Origin of the sequence: Neobacillus drentensis, assembly GCF_021560175.1 — a bacterium.
GTDB classification, from domain to species: domain Bacteria; phylum Bacillota; class Bacilli; order Bacillales; family Cytobacillaceae; genus Neobacillus; species Neobacillus drentensis_A.
In genome coordinates this window covers 574,053-589,937 of the sequence record NZ_CP091110.1, presented here as the reverse complement: position 1 = coordinate 589,937, position 15,885 = coordinate 574,053, and the positions used below count along the sequence as shown (strand labels likewise).

The 15,885-nt window shown below is 41.4% G+C and carries 17 protein-coding genes; 7 read left to right on the top strand and 10 right to left on the bottom strand.

Annotated features, from left to right (window positions below):
- The first annotated feature begins 15 nt into the window (after window positions 1–15).
- Window positions 16–630, top strand: a complete 615-nt coding sequence (locus L1999_RS02810; RefSeq protein ID WP_235742133.1) for a DedA family protein — start codon at window positions 16–18, stop codon at window positions 628–630.
- Between the two features lie 22 nt (window positions 631–652).
- On the opposite strand, the gene L1999_RS02805 is transcribed toward L1999_RS02810, so the two are convergent.
- Complete coding sequence (locus L1999_RS02805) at window positions 653–1,396, bottom strand: TPM domain-containing protein (protein WP_235742132.1); 744 nt, start codon at window positions 1,394–1,396, stop codon at window positions 653–655.
- Window positions 1,396–1,971, bottom strand: coding sequence for a LemA family protein (locus tag L1999_RS02800; RefSeq protein ID WP_235742131.1), 576 nt, complete (start codon window positions 1,969–1,971; stop codon window positions 1,396–1,398). The genes L1999_RS02805 and L1999_RS02800 overlap by 1 nt, the downstream gene beginning before the upstream one ends.
- Window positions 1,972–2,428: 457 nt before the next feature.
- On the opposite strand from L1999_RS02800, the gene L1999_RS02795 reads away from it, so the two are divergent.
- Window positions 2,429–2,710: a YggT family protein gene (locus tag L1999_RS02795; RefSeq protein WP_235742130.1), complete on the top strand. Its 282-nt coding sequence runs from the start codon at window positions 2,429–2,431 to the stop codon at window positions 2,708–2,710.
- Between the two features lie 139 nt (window positions 2,711–2,849).
- Here L1999_RS02795 and L1999_RS02790 read toward each other — a convergent pair whose 3' ends face one another.
- Complete coding sequence (locus tag L1999_RS02790; RefSeq protein WP_430540001.1) at window positions 2,850–3,626, bottom strand: NRDE family protein; 777 nt, start codon at window positions 3,624–3,626, stop codon at window positions 2,850–2,852.
- Window positions 3,627–3,839: 213 nt separating this feature from the next.
- On the opposite strand from L1999_RS02790, the gene L1999_RS02785 reads away from it, so the two are divergent.
- Window positions 3,840–4,070, top strand: a complete 231-nt coding sequence (locus L1999_RS02785) for a hypothetical protein (protein ID WP_215045309.1) — start codon at window positions 3,840–3,842, stop codon at window positions 4,068–4,070.
- Between the two features lie 74 nt (window positions 4,071–4,144).
- Here the strand turns inward: L1999_RS02785 and L1999_RS02780 are convergent, their stop codons facing one another.
- Window positions 4,145–4,990 carry a VOC family protein gene (locus tag L1999_RS02780; RefSeq protein WP_235742128.1) on the bottom strand — a complete coding sequence of 282 codons (846 nt, stop codon included), beginning with the start codon at window positions 4,988–4,990 and terminating at the stop codon, window positions 4,145–4,147.
- Between the two features lie 262 nt (window positions 4,991–5,252).
- Between L1999_RS02780 and L1999_RS02775 the strand changes: the two genes are divergently transcribed.
- From L1999_RS02775 to L1999_RS02760, 4 genes are read left to right on the top strand one after another with little or no spacing between them, the layout of a single operon-like run.
- The gene (locus L1999_RS02775; protein ID WP_235742127.1) at window positions 5,253–5,864 is read left to right on the top strand and encodes a nucleotide sugar dehydrogenase; all 612 of its coding nucleotides are present in this window, start codon (window positions 5,253–5,255) and stop codon (window positions 5,862–5,864) included.
- A complete protein-coding gene (locus tag L1999_RS29740; RefSeq protein WP_345790875.1) occupies window positions 5,779–6,033 on the top strand; it encodes a hypothetical protein in 255 nt (84 codons plus the stop codon). Before L1999_RS02775 ends, L1999_RS29740 begins: the two co-directional genes overlap by 86 nt.
- A gap of 20 nt (window positions 6,034–6,053) precedes the next feature.
- Window positions 6,054–6,584 carry a phosphatase PAP2 family protein gene (locus L1999_RS02765; RefSeq protein WP_430540000.1) on the top strand — a complete coding sequence of 177 codons (531 nt, stop codon included), beginning with the start codon at window positions 6,054–6,056 and terminating at the stop codon, window positions 6,582–6,584.
- 22 nt (window positions 6,585–6,606) lie between these two features.
- Complete coding sequence (locus L1999_RS02760; protein WP_345790874.1) at window positions 6,607–7,038, top strand: glycosyltransferase; 432 nt, start codon at window positions 6,607–6,609, stop codon at window positions 7,036–7,038.
- Between the two features lie 163 nt (window positions 7,039–7,201).
- Here the strand turns inward: L1999_RS02760 and L1999_RS02755 are convergent, their stop codons facing one another.
- The 6 genes from L1999_RS02755 to L1999_RS02730 all read right to left on the bottom strand — a co-directional run bounded on the left by L1999_RS02755 (window position 7,202) and on the right by L1999_RS02730 (window position 15,770).
- Window positions 7,202–8,584, bottom strand: coding sequence for an L-cystine transporter (locus L1999_RS02755; protein ID WP_235742126.1), 1,383 nt, complete (start codon window positions 8,582–8,584; stop codon window positions 7,202–7,204).
- Window positions 8,585–8,814: 230 nt separating this feature from the next.
- Window positions 8,815–10,440: an ATP-binding protein gene (locus L1999_RS02750; RefSeq protein WP_235742125.1), complete on the bottom strand. Its 1,626-nt coding sequence runs from the start codon at window positions 10,438–10,440 to the stop codon at window positions 8,815–8,817.
- A gap of 132 nt (window positions 10,441–10,572) precedes the next feature.
- The gene (locus L1999_RS02745; RefSeq protein WP_235742124.1) at window positions 10,573–11,982 is read right to left on the bottom strand and encodes a sigma-54 interaction domain-containing protein; all 1,410 of its coding nucleotides are present in this window, start codon (window positions 11,980–11,982) and stop codon (window positions 10,573–10,575) included.
- A gap of 124 nt (window positions 11,983–12,106) precedes the next feature.
- Window positions 12,107–12,892, bottom strand: coding sequence for a 3-hydroxybutyrate dehydrogenase (locus L1999_RS02740; RefSeq protein WP_235742123.1), 786 nt, complete (start codon window positions 12,890–12,892; stop codon window positions 12,107–12,109).
- A gap of 37 nt (window positions 12,893–12,929) precedes the next feature.
- Window positions 12,930–14,363, bottom strand: coding sequence for a GntP family permease (locus L1999_RS02735; protein ID WP_235742122.1), 1,434 nt, complete (start codon window positions 14,361–14,363; stop codon window positions 12,930–12,932).
- A 222-nt stretch (window positions 14,364–14,585) separates the two neighbouring features.
- On the bottom strand, window positions 14,586–15,770 hold the full coding sequence (locus tag L1999_RS02730; RefSeq protein ID WP_235742121.1) for an acetyl-CoA C-acetyltransferase: 1,185 nt from the start codon (window positions 15,768–15,770) through the stop codon (window positions 14,586–14,588).
- Between the last annotated feature and the right edge of the window lie 115 nt (window positions 15,771–15,885).

Here is a 15,885-nt window from a genome sequence, read left to right as displayed (position 1 = left end):
ATAGGAAGTGTAACGATGGATTACTTAAATCATCTTATTGAACACTTTGGCTATCTTGGGATTATTTTTGCTTTGATTGGCGGCATTATTGGACTGCCGATTCCCGATGAGGTTCTTCTTACTTATGTTGGCTATAATATTTTCGAGGGTAAACTAGCGTATCTTCCTTCACTCCTATGTGCCTATTTTGGGGCGAGCACCGGCATTACGCTTAGCTTTATATTAGGGATTGTGTTAGGAGCGCCATTTTTACATAAGTTTGGTCCAAAGCTCCATATCAGTGAGGCAAAAATTGAACGAACGAAGAAGTTATTCAATAAATTTGGTCCATTCCTTCTTGTTATAGGCTTTTTCATTCCAGGAGTGAGGCATATTACTGCCTATCTCGCAGGAATTAACCATTTCTCTTATAAAAAGTTCGCCTTGTATGCTTATTTAGGAGCATTGCTATGGTGCTTTGCCTTTATTTCTCTTGGCAGAATACTTGGTGAAAATTGGGTCTATGTAGGAACCTATTTTTCAAGATATAGTATCTATATCATTGTTTTTTTCCTAGTAGGAATCCTCCTTTCCTATTCCTATCTGAAGAAAAGAAAAGGAATGAAGTTAGAAAAAGATGCCCTCAACTAGAGAGCATCTTTTTTTGCTATCCTCACCAGCCCCGGCTTGCTCCTCCGCCGCCAGAGGAACCGCCGCCGCCTCCTCGGGGCCCGCCGCCACCGCCTCCTCTTCCGCCGCCGCGGGATAATATGGAGAGGAGTAAATAGGTAAGTGTGCCTCCGAAAAATTTAAAATCAAGGAAGACAACGACCAGAACAATGATGACGATCAGCCAGGATGGGATTCCGATCCCTTCATCCTTTGGCACCGTTTTTTGTCCGTTCTCGCCGTTATATTCCGCAAGAGCCTCTTTGGCGAGCGCTTGGTAAGTTTCCATTACAGCCTGGTTCGGCTGGTTATTTTTTAAATAAGGAATCGCATATTGATCTAAAATTCGGCCGGCTTTCGCATCGGGAATTCTTCCTTCAAGGCCGTAGCCGACCTCAATCCGAATTTTGTGTTCCTTCATTGATAAAACAAGCAGGACCCCATTGTCCTCTTTTTTGCTGCCGATTCCATATTGACGAAACGCCTCATTTGCATATTCTTCAATGGTTTTATTGCCAATGGTTTCAACAGTTAACACAGCGACCTGTGCAGTTGTCTGATCTTCAATTTTTCTGCCTATGTTGATTAATTCAGCTTTTTCTGTTTCATTTAGGACATGGGCAAAATCTTGTACATAAATATCTCCGACGGGAGCAGGTATTTGGACATCCTCAGCAAGTGCACGGGCTGTACACAGAAATAACGTGGTAAAAACCAATAAGAAGCTGAAGATCCGTTTTGCTTTCATTACCCATTGCCTCCAAAATCAACTTTTGGGGCTTCTTGAGCTTGGGGGGCTGCTTTAAAATATTCTTTTTGATCAAACCCGCCGATTCCTGCAATGATCGAGCCTGGGAATCTTTTTACTTTTTTATTAAATTTAGCAACTTGCTCATTATAATCCTTACGCGCAACTGCTATTCTGTTTTCGGTTCCAGCCAGTTCATCCATCAACTGGGTAAATTGCTGGTCCGCTTTAAGGTTTGGATAATTTTCAACGACAACAAGCAAGCGGCTTAATGCACCGGATAATTGATCGTTAGCGGTCGCTTCTTCCTCGGGTGTTTTTGCTCCGGCAAGCTTTGCACGTGCATCTGAGATCGAGGCAATGACTTCTTTTTCATGTGCTGCATAGCCTTTTACGGTATTGACTAAGTTTGGTATTAAATCGAGCCTTCTCTGGAGTTGATTTTCGATTTGAGCATGCGACTGATTCACGTCTTCTTCTAGATTGACAAAGCTGTTATAGCTGGACATAAACATGAGGCCGAAGATCACAATGACAGCGACCACAATTCCTATTACTAACCAACCTTTTTTCAATCTAATCACGTCCTTTCTCACTTATAGTATATATCACATAGTAAATAAGTTCCCTTTTTAGTCATTTAAAAACTTACCTATCATATCCATTTAACTAAACGTTTGATTAGTTATCTTATATGGGCAAATAATGTTGATTTATCAATGTGGGCCAAGATCTAATCAAACGTTTGATTAGTTTTGTTGCTGAATTAATTAAACGTTTGATTAATATTTTTCATTCGCCAACCATTGAATTTAAGGATTTGTTAAGTTCTTTATGGAATAATAAACCCATTAAAGGCATTGTCACTACATCTTTCCCGTTTGTTTATTTTTATCTAACTGGGATTCAGTATAAATAGCATTTTATGACATCAATCAGAATTATGAAACCTTTAGTGGGCTTAGTCGTATATATATGTATCTTACGAAGTTTGTACTTATAATAAAACTCTAAAAGACGGGGAGATATAAATTGGGATTATACATTTTGCAAATTGGACAATATGCTTTTGAACTTTATTATTGGCTTATCTTAATATCAATTTTTGGTTCCTGGTTTCCACAATTTCAATCCACCAAGATTGGGATGTGGATATCTAAGCTCGTCGAACCATATTTAAGCATTTTTAGACGGTTCATTCCTCCATTGGGACCTATTGATATCTCACCAATTGTCGCTATTTTTGTTTTTAGGTATATAACAGGGTTTGCTCTAGAAGGGCTGCGCCAGTCATTGAAAGTAATTGGGGTGTAAGTGTAATGTAAATATAAGTATATTCACCCCTCTCCAAAAAAACCTGAAAAGGGAACACTTTTTAAAAAAGTGCTCCTTCTTCAGGTTTTTTAATTTTCGTACTCTACCTTTTCATCTTCCTGCCTAACTGAACGTTTGATTAGTTTTCTTTTTCAAACAGCTCAATCGTAAATGGTTGGATATTTTCGCCGTTCTCCGTATAGACTCTTTCTATATATTGAAGCTTTGTTCCTGTCATGAACATTACTGTTGAACTTCGCGTTCCATAGTGCTCACTCTCAATAAACAACGGCGAAAGCAGCCGTTCCCATTCCAATGTCACACCTGTACGTGGAAGAGCTTCATCCGGGGCGGGATCCGCACTTTGCAACAAGGCAAACAATTTTTCAGTCATCCCATTGTTGTGTTCCTTTATGATGTGGGCTAAACCAGACTTCCCCTTTTCTACCTTAGGCCAGCTGCTATTTAATAACTGGTTACTCACTCCATATATGCCAGGCTTTAATTTTTCCAGCTTTTGGCCGACATTCGAATAATAATATAGATCGTGCCCGTCACCTGCCAATAAGTTATAACCGGGATACAAGTGATTATGTGCTGCAAGATGGTGCATATATTCTTCTATATTTCCTTTATATTTCAAGGCATCCGCCACTAATTCTCCGCGTGAACGTTTTCCCTCCGTTGCTTCCTTTGGATTGCGGTAATTAGTCAAGGCCGCAAAGCGCCCGCTAGTGGTCACTCCCATCCACGTGCCCATTCTTTCTAGGTCCCTTCCTGCCAGAATTTCAGGATGATCCTCCCAAAAGTGTGCAGGAGCGGTTGGCCGTCGATAAAATTCATCGCGATTTGCCGCAACAATTAGTGGAAACTCCTTATGAACACGATAGGCAAACAGAATCAAACACACAAACATCACAACCTTTATATAAAATACACTTTACTAAAATAGCCTTCCCACTTCATAATTCGTCACATTCCCAACAAAAACCTTTAACTTGGTGCCTGTCACCATTATTAACTCCTTCGACTTAGTAATGGTGACAGGCACCGATTGGGAATGCACCGAATTATTTTTGGGGTTTAGCGGAAAATAATCATGTTTGAAGGATGAAGAGGAGGGTTTAGTATGTCTGAATTAGAGCCGCTTGAGTACGATACGGGTACGGCGATTCGCGATTATGACATTATTCAAATTACGCAAACTGAGATTGGGTATGAGGTTCTATTGGATGTAAATTTAGACAGCGGCTATTCTTTAGCAAGAACAAAATTAGAAATCACTCATGAGGATTTACAAGGTTATGAAACCACTGAAGTAGAAGAAGGCATTAAATATGCGTTGGGGTTTTTCTCATAAGAGAAACCTCTTAAATGCAAGAAAGATCCCTGCCTGCTCATTGCACTAGACGAGCGAAGCAGGGATCTTTTCTTTTATACGACGAGATGAATTTGGTTTCCTGCTGGATCGCTTGTGACATAAAAGTTTCCTTCATTGCTTAAAGGAGCCCCTATTTGCTTTAGTTGCTCCATGACTTTTTCCCTTGCCTCCTGATTTGGGAAAACAATCGAATACCAATTTAAACCAACACTATTTTTCGGCGGCGTTGGAGCTCCTGCTCCCTGCCAAGTATTGATGGCAACATGATGGTGATATCGGCCGGACGAAAGAAACACTGCTTGCGGATAGTAACTTACAACCTCAAAGCCCATTCCTTTTGTATAGAATTCTTTTGCTTTTTCCAAATCACCTACATGCAGATGGATGTGCCCCATAAGTGTCCCAGACGGAAGGCCTTTCCATTCATCGTTACTCTCTTCGAGAATTCCTTCTGCATCCAACTGTTCAGTGGCCATTTCAACTAAACCATTTTTCCAGGTCCATTCAGAAGAAGGCCGGTCCCGATAAACTTCAATCCCATTACCATCAGGGTCATTCAAATATAAAGCCTCACTTACATAATGATCGGCAGCCCCAAGCGGGTACCCTGTTAAAATTAAGTGCCGTAAGAAGTCCCCTAAGTCGGTCCGCGATGGCAGTAATATCGCAAAATGATACAATCCTGACATGCCTTCCTGTTTCGGAATGACATCTGCTGGTTCTTCCAAGGTTAACAGAGGGGTTTGACCATCAGCGGTCAAAACAGCTTTCCGTTCACTTTGTTCCAAAAGTTGAAGACCGATAATATTTTGATAAAACGTAACAGAATAAGCGAGACTTTTTACCTTTATCGTAACCTCACCAACATAAATGTTTGGTTCCTGATGAAACTGTTCCATGTTGATCCCATCCTTTTCCTATCAATACAAAAATAATAGTAATCATTCTATGCCTAATATGGTTTAATTCCATTACACTTATTATTCATTTGAACATCTTAAGTGTAACCTATAATTATCTTGAATTCAAGTATTATGAATTAAATATATTATTATGCATTTTTTAAAACTAACACAGTCTTAACACTCTCTTTACACTAGGTTTAGAAAAAATCCATCATTTGCTAATACAATAAAGTAAACAAATTATTGGAGGGATTGGATGAAGGTTACAGTTGCTGGAGCAGGTTATGTAGGATTGGTTACTAGTGCTTGTTTAGCGGAGTTCGGACATGTGGTGACATGTGTTGACGTTCAAAAAGAGAAAATTGATATGCTGCAGAGCGGACGTTCCCCTATTATTGAGCCTGGGTTAGATTCTCTATTGGAAAAGAACTTACATAACAAGCAGCTGAATTTTACGATTAACCCTTATGATGCCTATTCAAAAGCTGACCTTATCTTCATTGCTGTAGGTACCCCAGAAAAAAACGACGGTTCAGCAGATTTAAAGTACATCCACGTGGCTGCCCATACGATCGCTCATTATATTGAGAGGGACGTAATAATTTGCACTAGAGGTGCTGTTCCAGTTGGTACGAACGAACTCATTCAAGAAATCATTGACAGCAGAAAACCTCCTAACCTTCAAGCAGAAGTAGTTGCTAATCCTGAATTTCTTCGTGAAGGTACAGCGATTATTGACTTTTTTCATGGAGACCGTATTGTAATCGGTACCAGAGACCCCAATGCGGCAGCAGTTATGGAGCAATTTTTACCAACCGCTGCAAATCCCGATATACAAAACGGACCTCCGAAGTGCCGAAATGATTAAATATGCTTTCAATGCCTTTTTAGCAACCAAAATACGTTTTATGAATGAAATGGCGGGCTTTTGTGATAATGTCGGGGCTAATTTAGAGGAAGTAGCATATGGAATCGGGCTGGACAAAGAGATAGGCCCTCACTTTCTCAAAGCTTGGAGACCTGACATAACGAAGTAACCTGTTGGAGGGGACTGACCATGATGAAAATAATCGATGCTGTTTATGGATTTGATTGCCGCTTATTACAACGAGTAAATCGCCATTTTGATAAAAAGCTGTTAAATCTATTCTTTCGAATCCTTACGCAGTTTGGAGGAGCAGACATCACCATCGCGGCTGTCTTCCTTCTTATTGTAATCTCTTCAGGTGAACCTAGGTTAACCGCCATTAGCAGCGCTCTTGCATTATCGGCAAGCCATATCCCTGTCCATGTCATGAAACAGCTGTTTCCGCGAAAAAGACCTTACTTGATGATCGAAAGTACCAAGTTTCCCGCTAATCCATTACAGGACCATTCCTTCCCTTCAGGGCATACAACGGCCATTTTTTCTGTTATAACTCCTTATATTTTAGCCTATCCACAACTTGGACTCGTTCTAATTCCTTTAGGAATGTGTGTGGGGATATCCAGGATTTATTTAGGACTTCACTATCCTTCAGATATCCTTGCAGGTGGTGTTCTTGGTACCCTTTCTGGGTTATTGTGCTTTTGTTTGTTATGTTTGTAAGATATTTGTTAGGAGGGATGACATGAGAATTGCCATTTTCACTGATACTTTTTATCCTGACATAAACGGTGTTGCTCGAACGTTGAAAAGGTTGACTGACTTCCTTGAGAGCCAAAACATTACGTTTAAACTATTTGTACCAGCCTCTCCAGCAGAGGAGCCTGATGCTGGCCATATACATCGCTCTAAGAGCCTTTCATTTTTCATGTATCCTGAATGCCGAATAGCCTTTCCAAATCTTTATCAATTGAAATCAGAACTACAAAACTTCGCACCGGATTTAATTCATGTAGCAACCCCATTTAACATTGGCCTTTGTGGAGTTTATTTTTCAAAAAATCTTACTATACCTCTTGTTGGATCGTATCATACCAATTTTGATGATTATCTGCAGTATTATAACCTTCCGTTTCTTCCCCTCCCCTACATCACTCCTACTACTAAGCCAGCATAGTTTTCCCAATCTTGAACTATGCTCTGACCCAGAGCTGGGATCGGATATGGACTAACCTCATCCGCCAGTACACCGCTGTAATTCAAGAATGTGACCTGCAAAAATACGCTTAACTAAGTGCAAAAATTAAAAATGGTGACAGGCACCGCCTGTCACCTGGTTTTTAGGCTTCAACAATATTTGGCTGTGAATAGGTCTCCTCGTTGAATTCTCCAGTGGCTTTGCTTGTGAGAACACCTGCTGTCATCGCCCCACTGACGTTCAGTGCGGTACGCCCCATGTCAATGATAGGTTCTACTGAAATGAGAAGACCGACGATTGCGATCGGAAGGTTCAGGACAGATAAGACAATTAAGGCTGCAAACGTGGCGCCGCCGCCAACGCCGGCCACTCCAAATGAGCTAATGGCCACAACCAGAATAAGTGTCACAATAAAGGACAGGCTTGTTGGATCAATCCCTGCACTTGGCGCCACCATTACCGCTAACATGGCTGGGTAAATGCCCGCACAGCCATTCTGACCAATCGTTAGGCCAAATGATCCGGCGAAATTGGCAATTCCTTCTGAAACACCAAGGTCCTTGGTTTGTGTTTTAATCGTCATAGGCAATGTCCCTGCGCTTGTTCGGGACGTGAAGGCAAAGGTTAAGGTTGGAAGTCCCTTCTTCACATATCTGAATGGATTTAATTTCGCCAATGATAGGAAGAGTAAATGCACAACAAACATGATGATCAGTGCGACATAGGAGGCAATGACAAACTTCCCTAGTTTTGCAATTGCCTGATAATCACTTGTTGCCGTCACCTTTGTGATAATGGCTAGAATTCCATAAGGTGTCAGGCGCAAGATGATTGTGACAACTCTCATGATAACCGAATAGAGAGTGTCAATAATCTTCGCGAAAAACTCAGCAGGTCCCGGGTCCTTCCTTTTAATCCCAAGGTAAGCAATCCCAATGAACGCTGCAAAGATCACAACCGCAATCGTAGAGGTAGCCCTCGCACCTGTTAAATCTTGAAATGGATTACTCGGAACTAATTCGATGATTTGCTGCGGCAGGGTCATATTTTCAATTCCTGCGGCCCTTTCCGCTAATTGATCATTTCGTGCCTTTTCAGCATCCCCTTGAGTAAGCTGGACGCCATCCAGGCCAAAGCCTAATGCCGAGCCAATCCCAATTGCGGCAGCAATAGCGGTAGTTCCGAGCAAGATGCCGATGACCAGAAAACTGATTTTCCCAATATTCTTCGTCAATTTAAGTTTTGTGAAAGCCCCGACAATTGAAATAAAGACAAGCGGCATTACAACCATTTGGAGTAGTTTTATATATCCGATTCCCACAATGTTAAACCAATCAATGGATTTGGTGGTCACTTCATGTGTAGTCCCATAAATCAAATGAATAAGATAACCAAAAATAATTCCTAAACCCAAAGCCGTGAAGACTCGTTTTGAAAACGACACATGCTTTTTTTGCATCATAAATAACCCAAACATAAGCAATAGTAAAACAGCGACATTTACAATGATCAGAACCGTATTCATCGTATTCCTCCCCTGTTTCCTTATAGAAAATCCAACTCTCCTATCAGTCAACTCGGAATTACATTCATCCTAACAATTGCTAATACCATTCATCAAACGTTTGATAGTAAATAAATATGCCAAGTTAGTCATTATATGCCACAACCTTAACTTGCAAATATAAGAAAAGGTGACAGGCACCGCCCGTGGACATTGTCCACGGGTAGTGCCTGTCACCCAAATGACTATTTTTAACTTGTTAGTGGGAGTTTGATTTCTACTTTGGTTCCTTTGTTTAGTTTGCTTGTATAGGTGATACTTCCGTTGTGTTGTTTTAGGATTTTGTGGCAAATCATAACACCAAGGCCTGTCCCTTTTTCTTTTAAGCTGTAAAACGGCTCTCCTAAACGCGGGAGTAGTTCCTCAGGGATGCCCAAGCCATGGTCCTGGACTGATATCATACAATCATTTGCTTCACTTTTTCTCACTTTAATGTGAATATCACCGCCAACAGGCATCGCTTCTATGGCATTCTTTAAGACATTTAAGAAAACCTGTTTTAATTGATTCTTTTCCCCTTTCATAATAAAAGGCTCCCCAGTAATCTTTAAGTCAAACTGAATATTATTCATATGTGCCTGAGGAGAAAGTAACTCAACTGTGTTTTCAAGTAACTCTCCTACATTCACTTGGTCCAACTGGACGGCTTGCGGTTTTCCCAGTGAGAGAAGCTCACTGGTGATCGACTCAATCCGCTCCAGCTCACTTAGGAGTAAATCATTATAAACAATCGAACTATTTTCAGCTTTATATAACTGAACAAAACCTTTGATTGTGGTCAATGGGTTCCGAATCTCATGAGCGACCCCTGCAGCCAACTCCCCGACAATCGACAGCTTTTCTGACTGCAGAAGAATTTCCTCGGATTTTTTTCGTTCTGATATATCCCTGCTGATGATGACAATATTTTCAACTGTATCTCCTTCACCCTTAACAGGCATACACTTAGATTCAAATTCAATCCAGTGTCCATCTTTATGCGTTATTCTAATTTCCATCGATTGGGACTCATTATATTCATACATTCTTTTAATCGCATCTAGAAACATCGGTTTATCATCAGGATGTATTAACCAGAAACATTTATGTTTCTCTAATTCAGAGCACGGAAAGCCTAATACATGCTCATGAGAAGGAGAAAGGTAGCTAATAGCGTGTCCCTTATCCATCAACAAAATTAGGTCTGACGTATTTTCGGCAATCAATCGGTATTTTGACTCACTTGCTTCCACTAGCTTGTACATGTCTGACAAACCTCGATTTAACCGGAGCAGCTTCTCATAGGATTCGATCAATAATACGCCCATAATCACACCCAGCGTTACAAACATTAAATATTGCAAATGAAATAAGGGTTTATCTCTAAAGGCATGAAAGATGATGGGGACAATAATGATATAAATGGCCACATAAGCTGCGAAAAATATAACACTTCTTTTCACATGAGAATGCCGTTTTGTTACAAAATGAATAAGAGAGAAAATAATCATAATAGCCATCCAGCCGACTATAGCTGTTGTCCATTGGCCGCTTTCAAGTAATCGCGTCACCAATGCAAAAATCCCCGTAATGATTCCAGGCAAGGGACCGAAGTAGACAAATGCCAAAATTACCGGGGCATAGCGAATATCATAAGAATAGCCCTGCTGTTGAAAGGATAACTTGATCAAGACAACCGAAACAATTCCCCCATACACCCCTACCCAATACCGGAAATTCTTGATGGGTTTATGATGAATGAATGAACCGATGACCAATGGTGTACTTACCAATAGAGAAAAAATCGAGAGATTAATAATATAGTCTAAAAGAACCATCGAATTCCACCCAAACTTTTTCAAATTTACAATATCTCTCTAATCTTAAAACAGAGTGAATCCTATTGCTATATAGAAACGACAATTTGCAGAACTTTCATCCTAAAATTTTTATCAGTAAGAGAGGAGAAGTTATTTTATATCATAAAAATTACATTTTTCGTAAAACCTTGTTTTACCAATTTCCAACAATCTAGCCGCTTCCTGCTTATTCCCATTGGTCATAGTCAGGGCATTCAAAATCGCTTCTTTTTCCACTTGAGCCAGCCTTTCCTTTAACGGAAGTATTCTTTCAGGAGTTTTTTCTTTACCTACTGGACTAACCATCTGGGTAGAACTCTGTAACTCTAGTTCTCGTAAATACAATGGAAGATGGAACACTTCAATCGTTTGTCCATCAAGGACATTAATTGCTCGCTCCAATACATTTTCCAGCTCACGAATATTTCCAGGCCATGAGTGCTCCATCAGTCGTTGTTCCACTTCTTTAGAAATTTCAATTCCTGTACGAAAAAATCTCCGCTCCAGTTTTTTTAACAAACTTACCGATATTAACTTAATGTCCTCTTTCCTTTTATTCAATGGGGGGATTTCAATTTTTATAACATTTAAGCGGTAATATAAGTCACGGCGGAACTTCCCTTCCTCCACCATTTTTTCAAGATCACGGTGTGTAGCGGCAATAATCCGGACATCGACGGGAATTGATTTTTGTCCGCCGACCCGCTGGACTTCTTTTTCCTGTAAAACTCTTAACAGTTTACTTTGCATCGACAGCGGCATATCACCGATTTCATCAAGAAAAAGGGTTCCGTTATGAGCAAGTTCAAATTGTCCCTTTTTTCCACCCTTTTTCGCTCCCGTAAACGCGCCATCCTCATAGCCGAATAGTTCCGATTCCAAAAGATGTTCAGGTATAGAAGCACAGTTGATTGCTACAAACGGCAGTGAAGAACGGAGGCTGTGGTTGTGAATGGCATGGGCAAACAATTCTTTTCCTGTACCGGATTCCCCTATTAAAAGAACAGAGGAGTTGCTGGCCGAAATCCGCTCTGCCAATTTTTTCGCCGCGAGAAAGGACTGACTGCTGCCAATTAAGTCGTGAAAATAGTATTTACTCTTTAACTCTTTGTCTATTTTTGTTTTATAATATTTTAATTCTTCCACTAAATGCTGAATCTTCGTTTTATACATCCGCCATTCTTCTGGACTGCGAAACATAACGGTCCCAAGGGCCCCGACAAGTTTCCCATCGACAATCAGAGGGTACCGGTTTGCGATCATTTCACTGCCATTAATGGGATGCAGGGCGGCCAGCTCTTTTTTGCCGGTCTCTGCGACAATGTGCATTCTTGTGTTTTCAATCACATCCTGAACAGGCCGGTTGATCGCCTCTTCAACCGTTGTTCCCAAAAACTCACAGTAGGCTTTGTTTATATAGAGAATCGTGCCTTCTCGGTCGGTCACAACGATTCTTTCCGCTAATAGATTGATAATCTCTTCATGCCAATCAGCTGGAATCGCTTCCATTTTGCTGTTCATAGATTCACACCTTCCCAATGCTGAATATTCTTATTATAACAAAGGATGATGGATGTTCACTAGATTAGAAGTTTTCCCCACACAAGAAAGAATCCTATCCGCTATCGAATAGGATTCAAACTAATTATTGTGCGGTGTAACCGCCATCTAAAATCACAGCCTGGCCGGTAATTCCTCTCCCTTTATCACTTGCTAAAAACACAGCATAATCGGCAATTTCTGTTACGGATAAGAGTCTTTTTTGTGGTACAAGCGGTAAAAGCACCTCGTCAATTACACTGTCTAAGCTGACATTTCTTGTTGATGCAAGGTCTGCTAATTGATTTCTAACCAGTGGTGTATCAACATAACCTGGGCAAAGGGCATTGACCGTTATTCCGCTCTCTGCACCCTCCAACGCCGCAACCTTTGTTAATCCGATGACGCCATGCTTCGCACTATTATAAGCAGCCTTTCCAGCAAAGCCAATCACTCCATTGATGGATGCCATATTAATTATCCGTCCAAAACCCTGTTCCTTCATAATAGGGAAGACGTTTTTAATCCCAATGAATGGTGCCGTTAGCATAATTTTAATCAAGAGCTCAAACTTTTCTGTTGGGAACTCCTCAATTGGTGAAACATACTGCATGCCGGCATTATTAACTAAAATATCGAGTCGGCCAAAAGTTTTATAGGCTTGTTGGATACTATTCTTAAATGCCTCCTCGTTTGTTACATCACATGGAGCAGCAATGGCTTCAAATCCCTGGTCCCTTAATTCTGCCGCCTCCTGTTCACTTTTTTCGGCATTTAAATCGGAAATGACTACTTTTGCCCCTTCATGCGCGAAAGTCTTAGCAATACTTAAGCCAATTCCGCTCGCTGACCCTGTAATGAATGCTGTCTTTCCTTCTAGTAACTTGCTCATTTATGCGAGCCTCCTAATTGTCTAGTAATCTTCATTTTTAGATGATGCCAAAGATGGTATAAAGCGCAATCACAAAGAATACCGCTAATGTTTTAATCACCGTTACGGCGAAAATATCTTTATAGGATTGTTTGTGTGTTAGGCCTGTTACCGCAAGCAGCGTAATAACCGCTCCGTTGTGCGGCAATGTATCCATACCGCCTGATGCCATTGCGACCACACGGTGCATGACTTCTGGTGGAATATTGGCTGCGGCAATCGCCTGGTTATACTTATCGGCCATCGCTCCTAAGGCAATCCCCATTCCTCCGGAGGCTGAACCTGTCATACCGGCAAGTGTACTTGTTGTGACAGCCCCGTTTACAAGCGGATTCGTGAATGTACCGGAAATCCCATCACTAATTTTTGCAAAACCAGGCAGAGCAGCAATAATTCCGCCGAAACCATACTCAGCACCTGTGTTCATCGTTGCCAGCAGGGATCCGCCAATCGCTGTGTTAAGCCCCTCTTTAAAGTTTTTCGTGACTCGTTTCCAATCATAAAAAAGCGAAGAAATAATACCAACAACTAATGCCATAATAATGGCCCAAATCGCAGCCATTGCTGTAACATCGACCGTGTAGGCCTTCAAGCCAATCGCTGAAAAATCAAAGCCGTTTGGATACCATTTTGGAATATACGTTATAAATAATTTATTCGTCACTCCCACAAGGATGAGTGGAACAAAAGCTAAAATTTGTTTTAGAACGGATTGTTGCGAGGTTAAATCCGGAGCGGCTACTTCATTTGCCTCTAATTTTTCAGCGGCAGCCGCGTTTTCCGCACCAAAGCCGTAATAACCCTCACCCGCTTTTTCTGCCTTTCTTCTTCTAGATTCAAGATAGACGAGTCCTAGAACTAAAACAAAAATGGCTCCAATGATTCCAAGCGTCGGTGCCGCATAAATATCTGTTTTAAAAAAGTTAATTGGGATGACGTTTTGTATTTGCGGTGTTCCCGGAAGTGCGTCCATGGTGAAGGTAAAGGCACCAAGAGCAATTGTTCCTGGAATAAGCCTTTTAGGAATATTCGCTTGTCTAAACATTTGTGCTGCAAATGGATAGATGGCAAAGACGGCTACGAATAAACTTACGCCGCTGTACGTTAAAATAGCTCCTAATAAAACAATCGACAGCATCGCACGTTTTGCTCCAAGTAAACGGACAATCGTTTTGGCAATTGATTCTGCAATCCCTGACATTTCAACAACTTTTCCAAAAATCGCCCCTAATAGGAAGACGGCAAAATAGGATTTAATAAATCCAACCATTTTCTCCATGAATACCCCGGAAAAGAATGGTAAAACATGGCTTGGATCAATTAGTAATACAGCAAGGAGTGCACATATTGGCGCGAATAAAATAACTGAAAACCCACGGTAGGCTACAAATATCAGCAGCCCGAGCGCCAGTAAAATAACAAATAATTCCATGTAAATCCCCCTAAAATGTTTTTGTAAGCTTCCTCGTTTACCTCCCCTGAGGTTAAGCGCTTCCATTTAAAAACTTACATCTATTTATTTTATTTGCAAGAATTATGCCAATTCATTTCTATATAAATGAACTAAATGGATCTGGAATGATTCCGTTATTCCGGAAAATTAATTGAAAGCGTTTCCGCAAAAACGGAATTTTCCGCTTTTGCGGAAACAACGTTATTTCTCCATTTCTACCACTGTAGCAATTCCTTGCCCTCCGCCAATACATAGCGTCGCAAGTCCGTAGCGAGATTCCCTTCGTTTCATCTCGTGGAGCAAGGTGACCAATACGCGGGCACCGCTGGCACCAATCGGGTGGCCTAAGGCAACCGCACCGCCGTTAACATTCAATTTTTCTTTTGGAATCTCCAGGTCTCTTCCTACAGCCAGGGATTGAGCAGCAAACGCTTCATTCGCTTCCACTAAATCCATCTCATTGATAGAAAGACCCGCTTTTGCCAGTGCTTTCTTAGATGCGGGCACAGGGCCAATTCCCATTATTTTTGGATCCACCCCTGAGGTCCCATTGCCGCGGATGACAGCCATTGGTTTAATTCCCAGCTCCTCTGCCTTTTCTCTGCTCATGAGTACTAGTGCCGCCGCACCGTCATTGATTCCAGAAGCATTGCCAGCTGTTACTGTACCGTCCTTTTTAAAAGCGGGCTTTAATTTTGCTAGTTTTTCAGCCGTCACCCCTGAGCGAGGGAATTCATCTGTATCAAAAACGACAGGCTCGCCCTTACGCTGTGGAAGGACAACAGGGACAATCTCATCCTTAAATTTGCTTTCTTGGATGGCTGCCTCTGCCTTTTGCTGGCTCCAAGCGGCAAACTCATCTTGCTCTTCGCGGCTGAGATCATATTGTTCGGCAATGTTTTCGGCGGTTACCCCCATATGATAAGAGTTAATCGCACATTGCAGTCCATCTTGAATCAAACTATCGAAAATTTTGCCATCACCCATGCGGTAGCCTGTTCGTCCATCCATCAGCAAGTATGGTGCTAGACTCATATTTTCCATACCGCCTGCGACGACAATTTCTGCTTCACCGGTTTGGATCGCTTGGGCTGCCAAATGAACTGCTTTTAAACCTGAACCGCACAGTTTGTTGATCGCCATAGAGGATACCTCAATTGGCAAACCGGCTTTGAGTGCAGCTTGACGGGCAGGCCCCTGGCCAAGACCTGCTTGCAGAACGTTTCCCATAATGACTTCATCAACTTGATCTCCGCTTATCCCGGCTCGGTTTACGGCTTCTTTAATGACAATTGCCCCTAATTCCGTTGCTGGTGTATTACTTAATGTCCCCATGAAACTGCCAATTGCTGTCCGTACAGCACTAACGATCATTACTTCACGCATAAATAGTTCCTCCTGAAAAGTTATTTTCTTTATAAGTGGGTTTAAAGTTTATAGGCGATTTTTATACATATATCAGCGATTTTAAGAAAAGCCCTCTCCATTCTCTTTCACTAGC

Bases quoted from the DNA above. Each gene is read 5' to 3' on its own strand.
- L1999_RS02810 (WP_235742133.1), top strand. From the start codon at position 16: ATGGATTACTTAAATCATCTTATTGAACACTTTGGCTATCTTGGGATT.
- L1999_RS02805 (WP_235742132.1), bottom strand. From the start codon at position 1,396: ATGAAAGCAAAACGGATCTTCAGCTTCTTATTGGTTTTTACCACGTTA.
- L1999_RS02790 (WP_430540001.1), bottom strand. From the start codon at position 3,626: ATGTTTGTGTGTTTGATTCTGTTTGCCTATCGTGTTCATAAGGAGTTT.
- L1999_RS02785 (WP_215045309.1), top strand. From the start codon at position 3,840: ATGTCTGAATTAGAGCCGCTTGAGTACGATACGGGTACGGCGATTCGC.
- L1999_RS02780 (WP_235742128.1), bottom strand. From the start codon at position 4,990: ATGGAACAGTTTCATCAGGAACCAAACATTTATGTTGGTGAGGTTACG.
- L1999_RS02775 (WP_235742127.1), top strand. From the start codon at position 5,253: ATGAAGGTTACAGTTGCTGGAGCAGGTTATGTAGGATTGGTTACTAGT.
- L1999_RS29740 (WP_345790875.1), top strand. From the start codon at position 5,779: ATGCGGCAGCAGTTATGGAGCAATTTTTACCAACCGCTGCAAATCCCG.
- L1999_RS02765 (WP_430540000.1), top strand. From the start codon at position 6,054: ATGATGAAAATAATCGATGCTGTTTATGGATTTGATTGCCGCTTATTA.
- L1999_RS02760 (WP_345790874.1), top strand. From the start codon at position 6,607: ATGAGAATTGCCATTTTCACTGATACTTTTTATCCTGACATAAACGGT.
- L1999_RS02755 (WP_235742126.1), bottom strand. From the start codon at position 8,584: ATGAATACGGTTCTGATCATTGTAAATGTCGCTGTTTTACTATTGCTT.
- L1999_RS02750 (WP_235742125.1), bottom strand. From the start codon at position 10,440: ATGGTTCTTTTAGACTATATTATTAATCTCTCGATTTTTTCTCTATTG.
- L1999_RS02745 (WP_235742124.1), bottom strand. From the start codon at position 11,982: ATGAACAGCAAAATGGAAGCGATTCCAGCTGATTGGCATGAAGAGATT.
- L1999_RS02740 (WP_235742123.1), bottom strand. From the start codon at position 12,892: ATGAGCAAGTTACTAGAAGGAAAGACAGCATTCATTACAGGGTCAGCG.
- L1999_RS02735 (WP_235742122.1), bottom strand. From the start codon at position 14,363: ATGGAATTATTTGTTATTTTACTGGCGCTCGGGCTGCTGATATTTGTA.
- L1999_RS02730 (WP_235742121.1), bottom strand. From the start codon at position 15,770: ATGCGTGAAGTAATGATCGTTAGTGCTGTACGGACAGCAATTGGCAGT.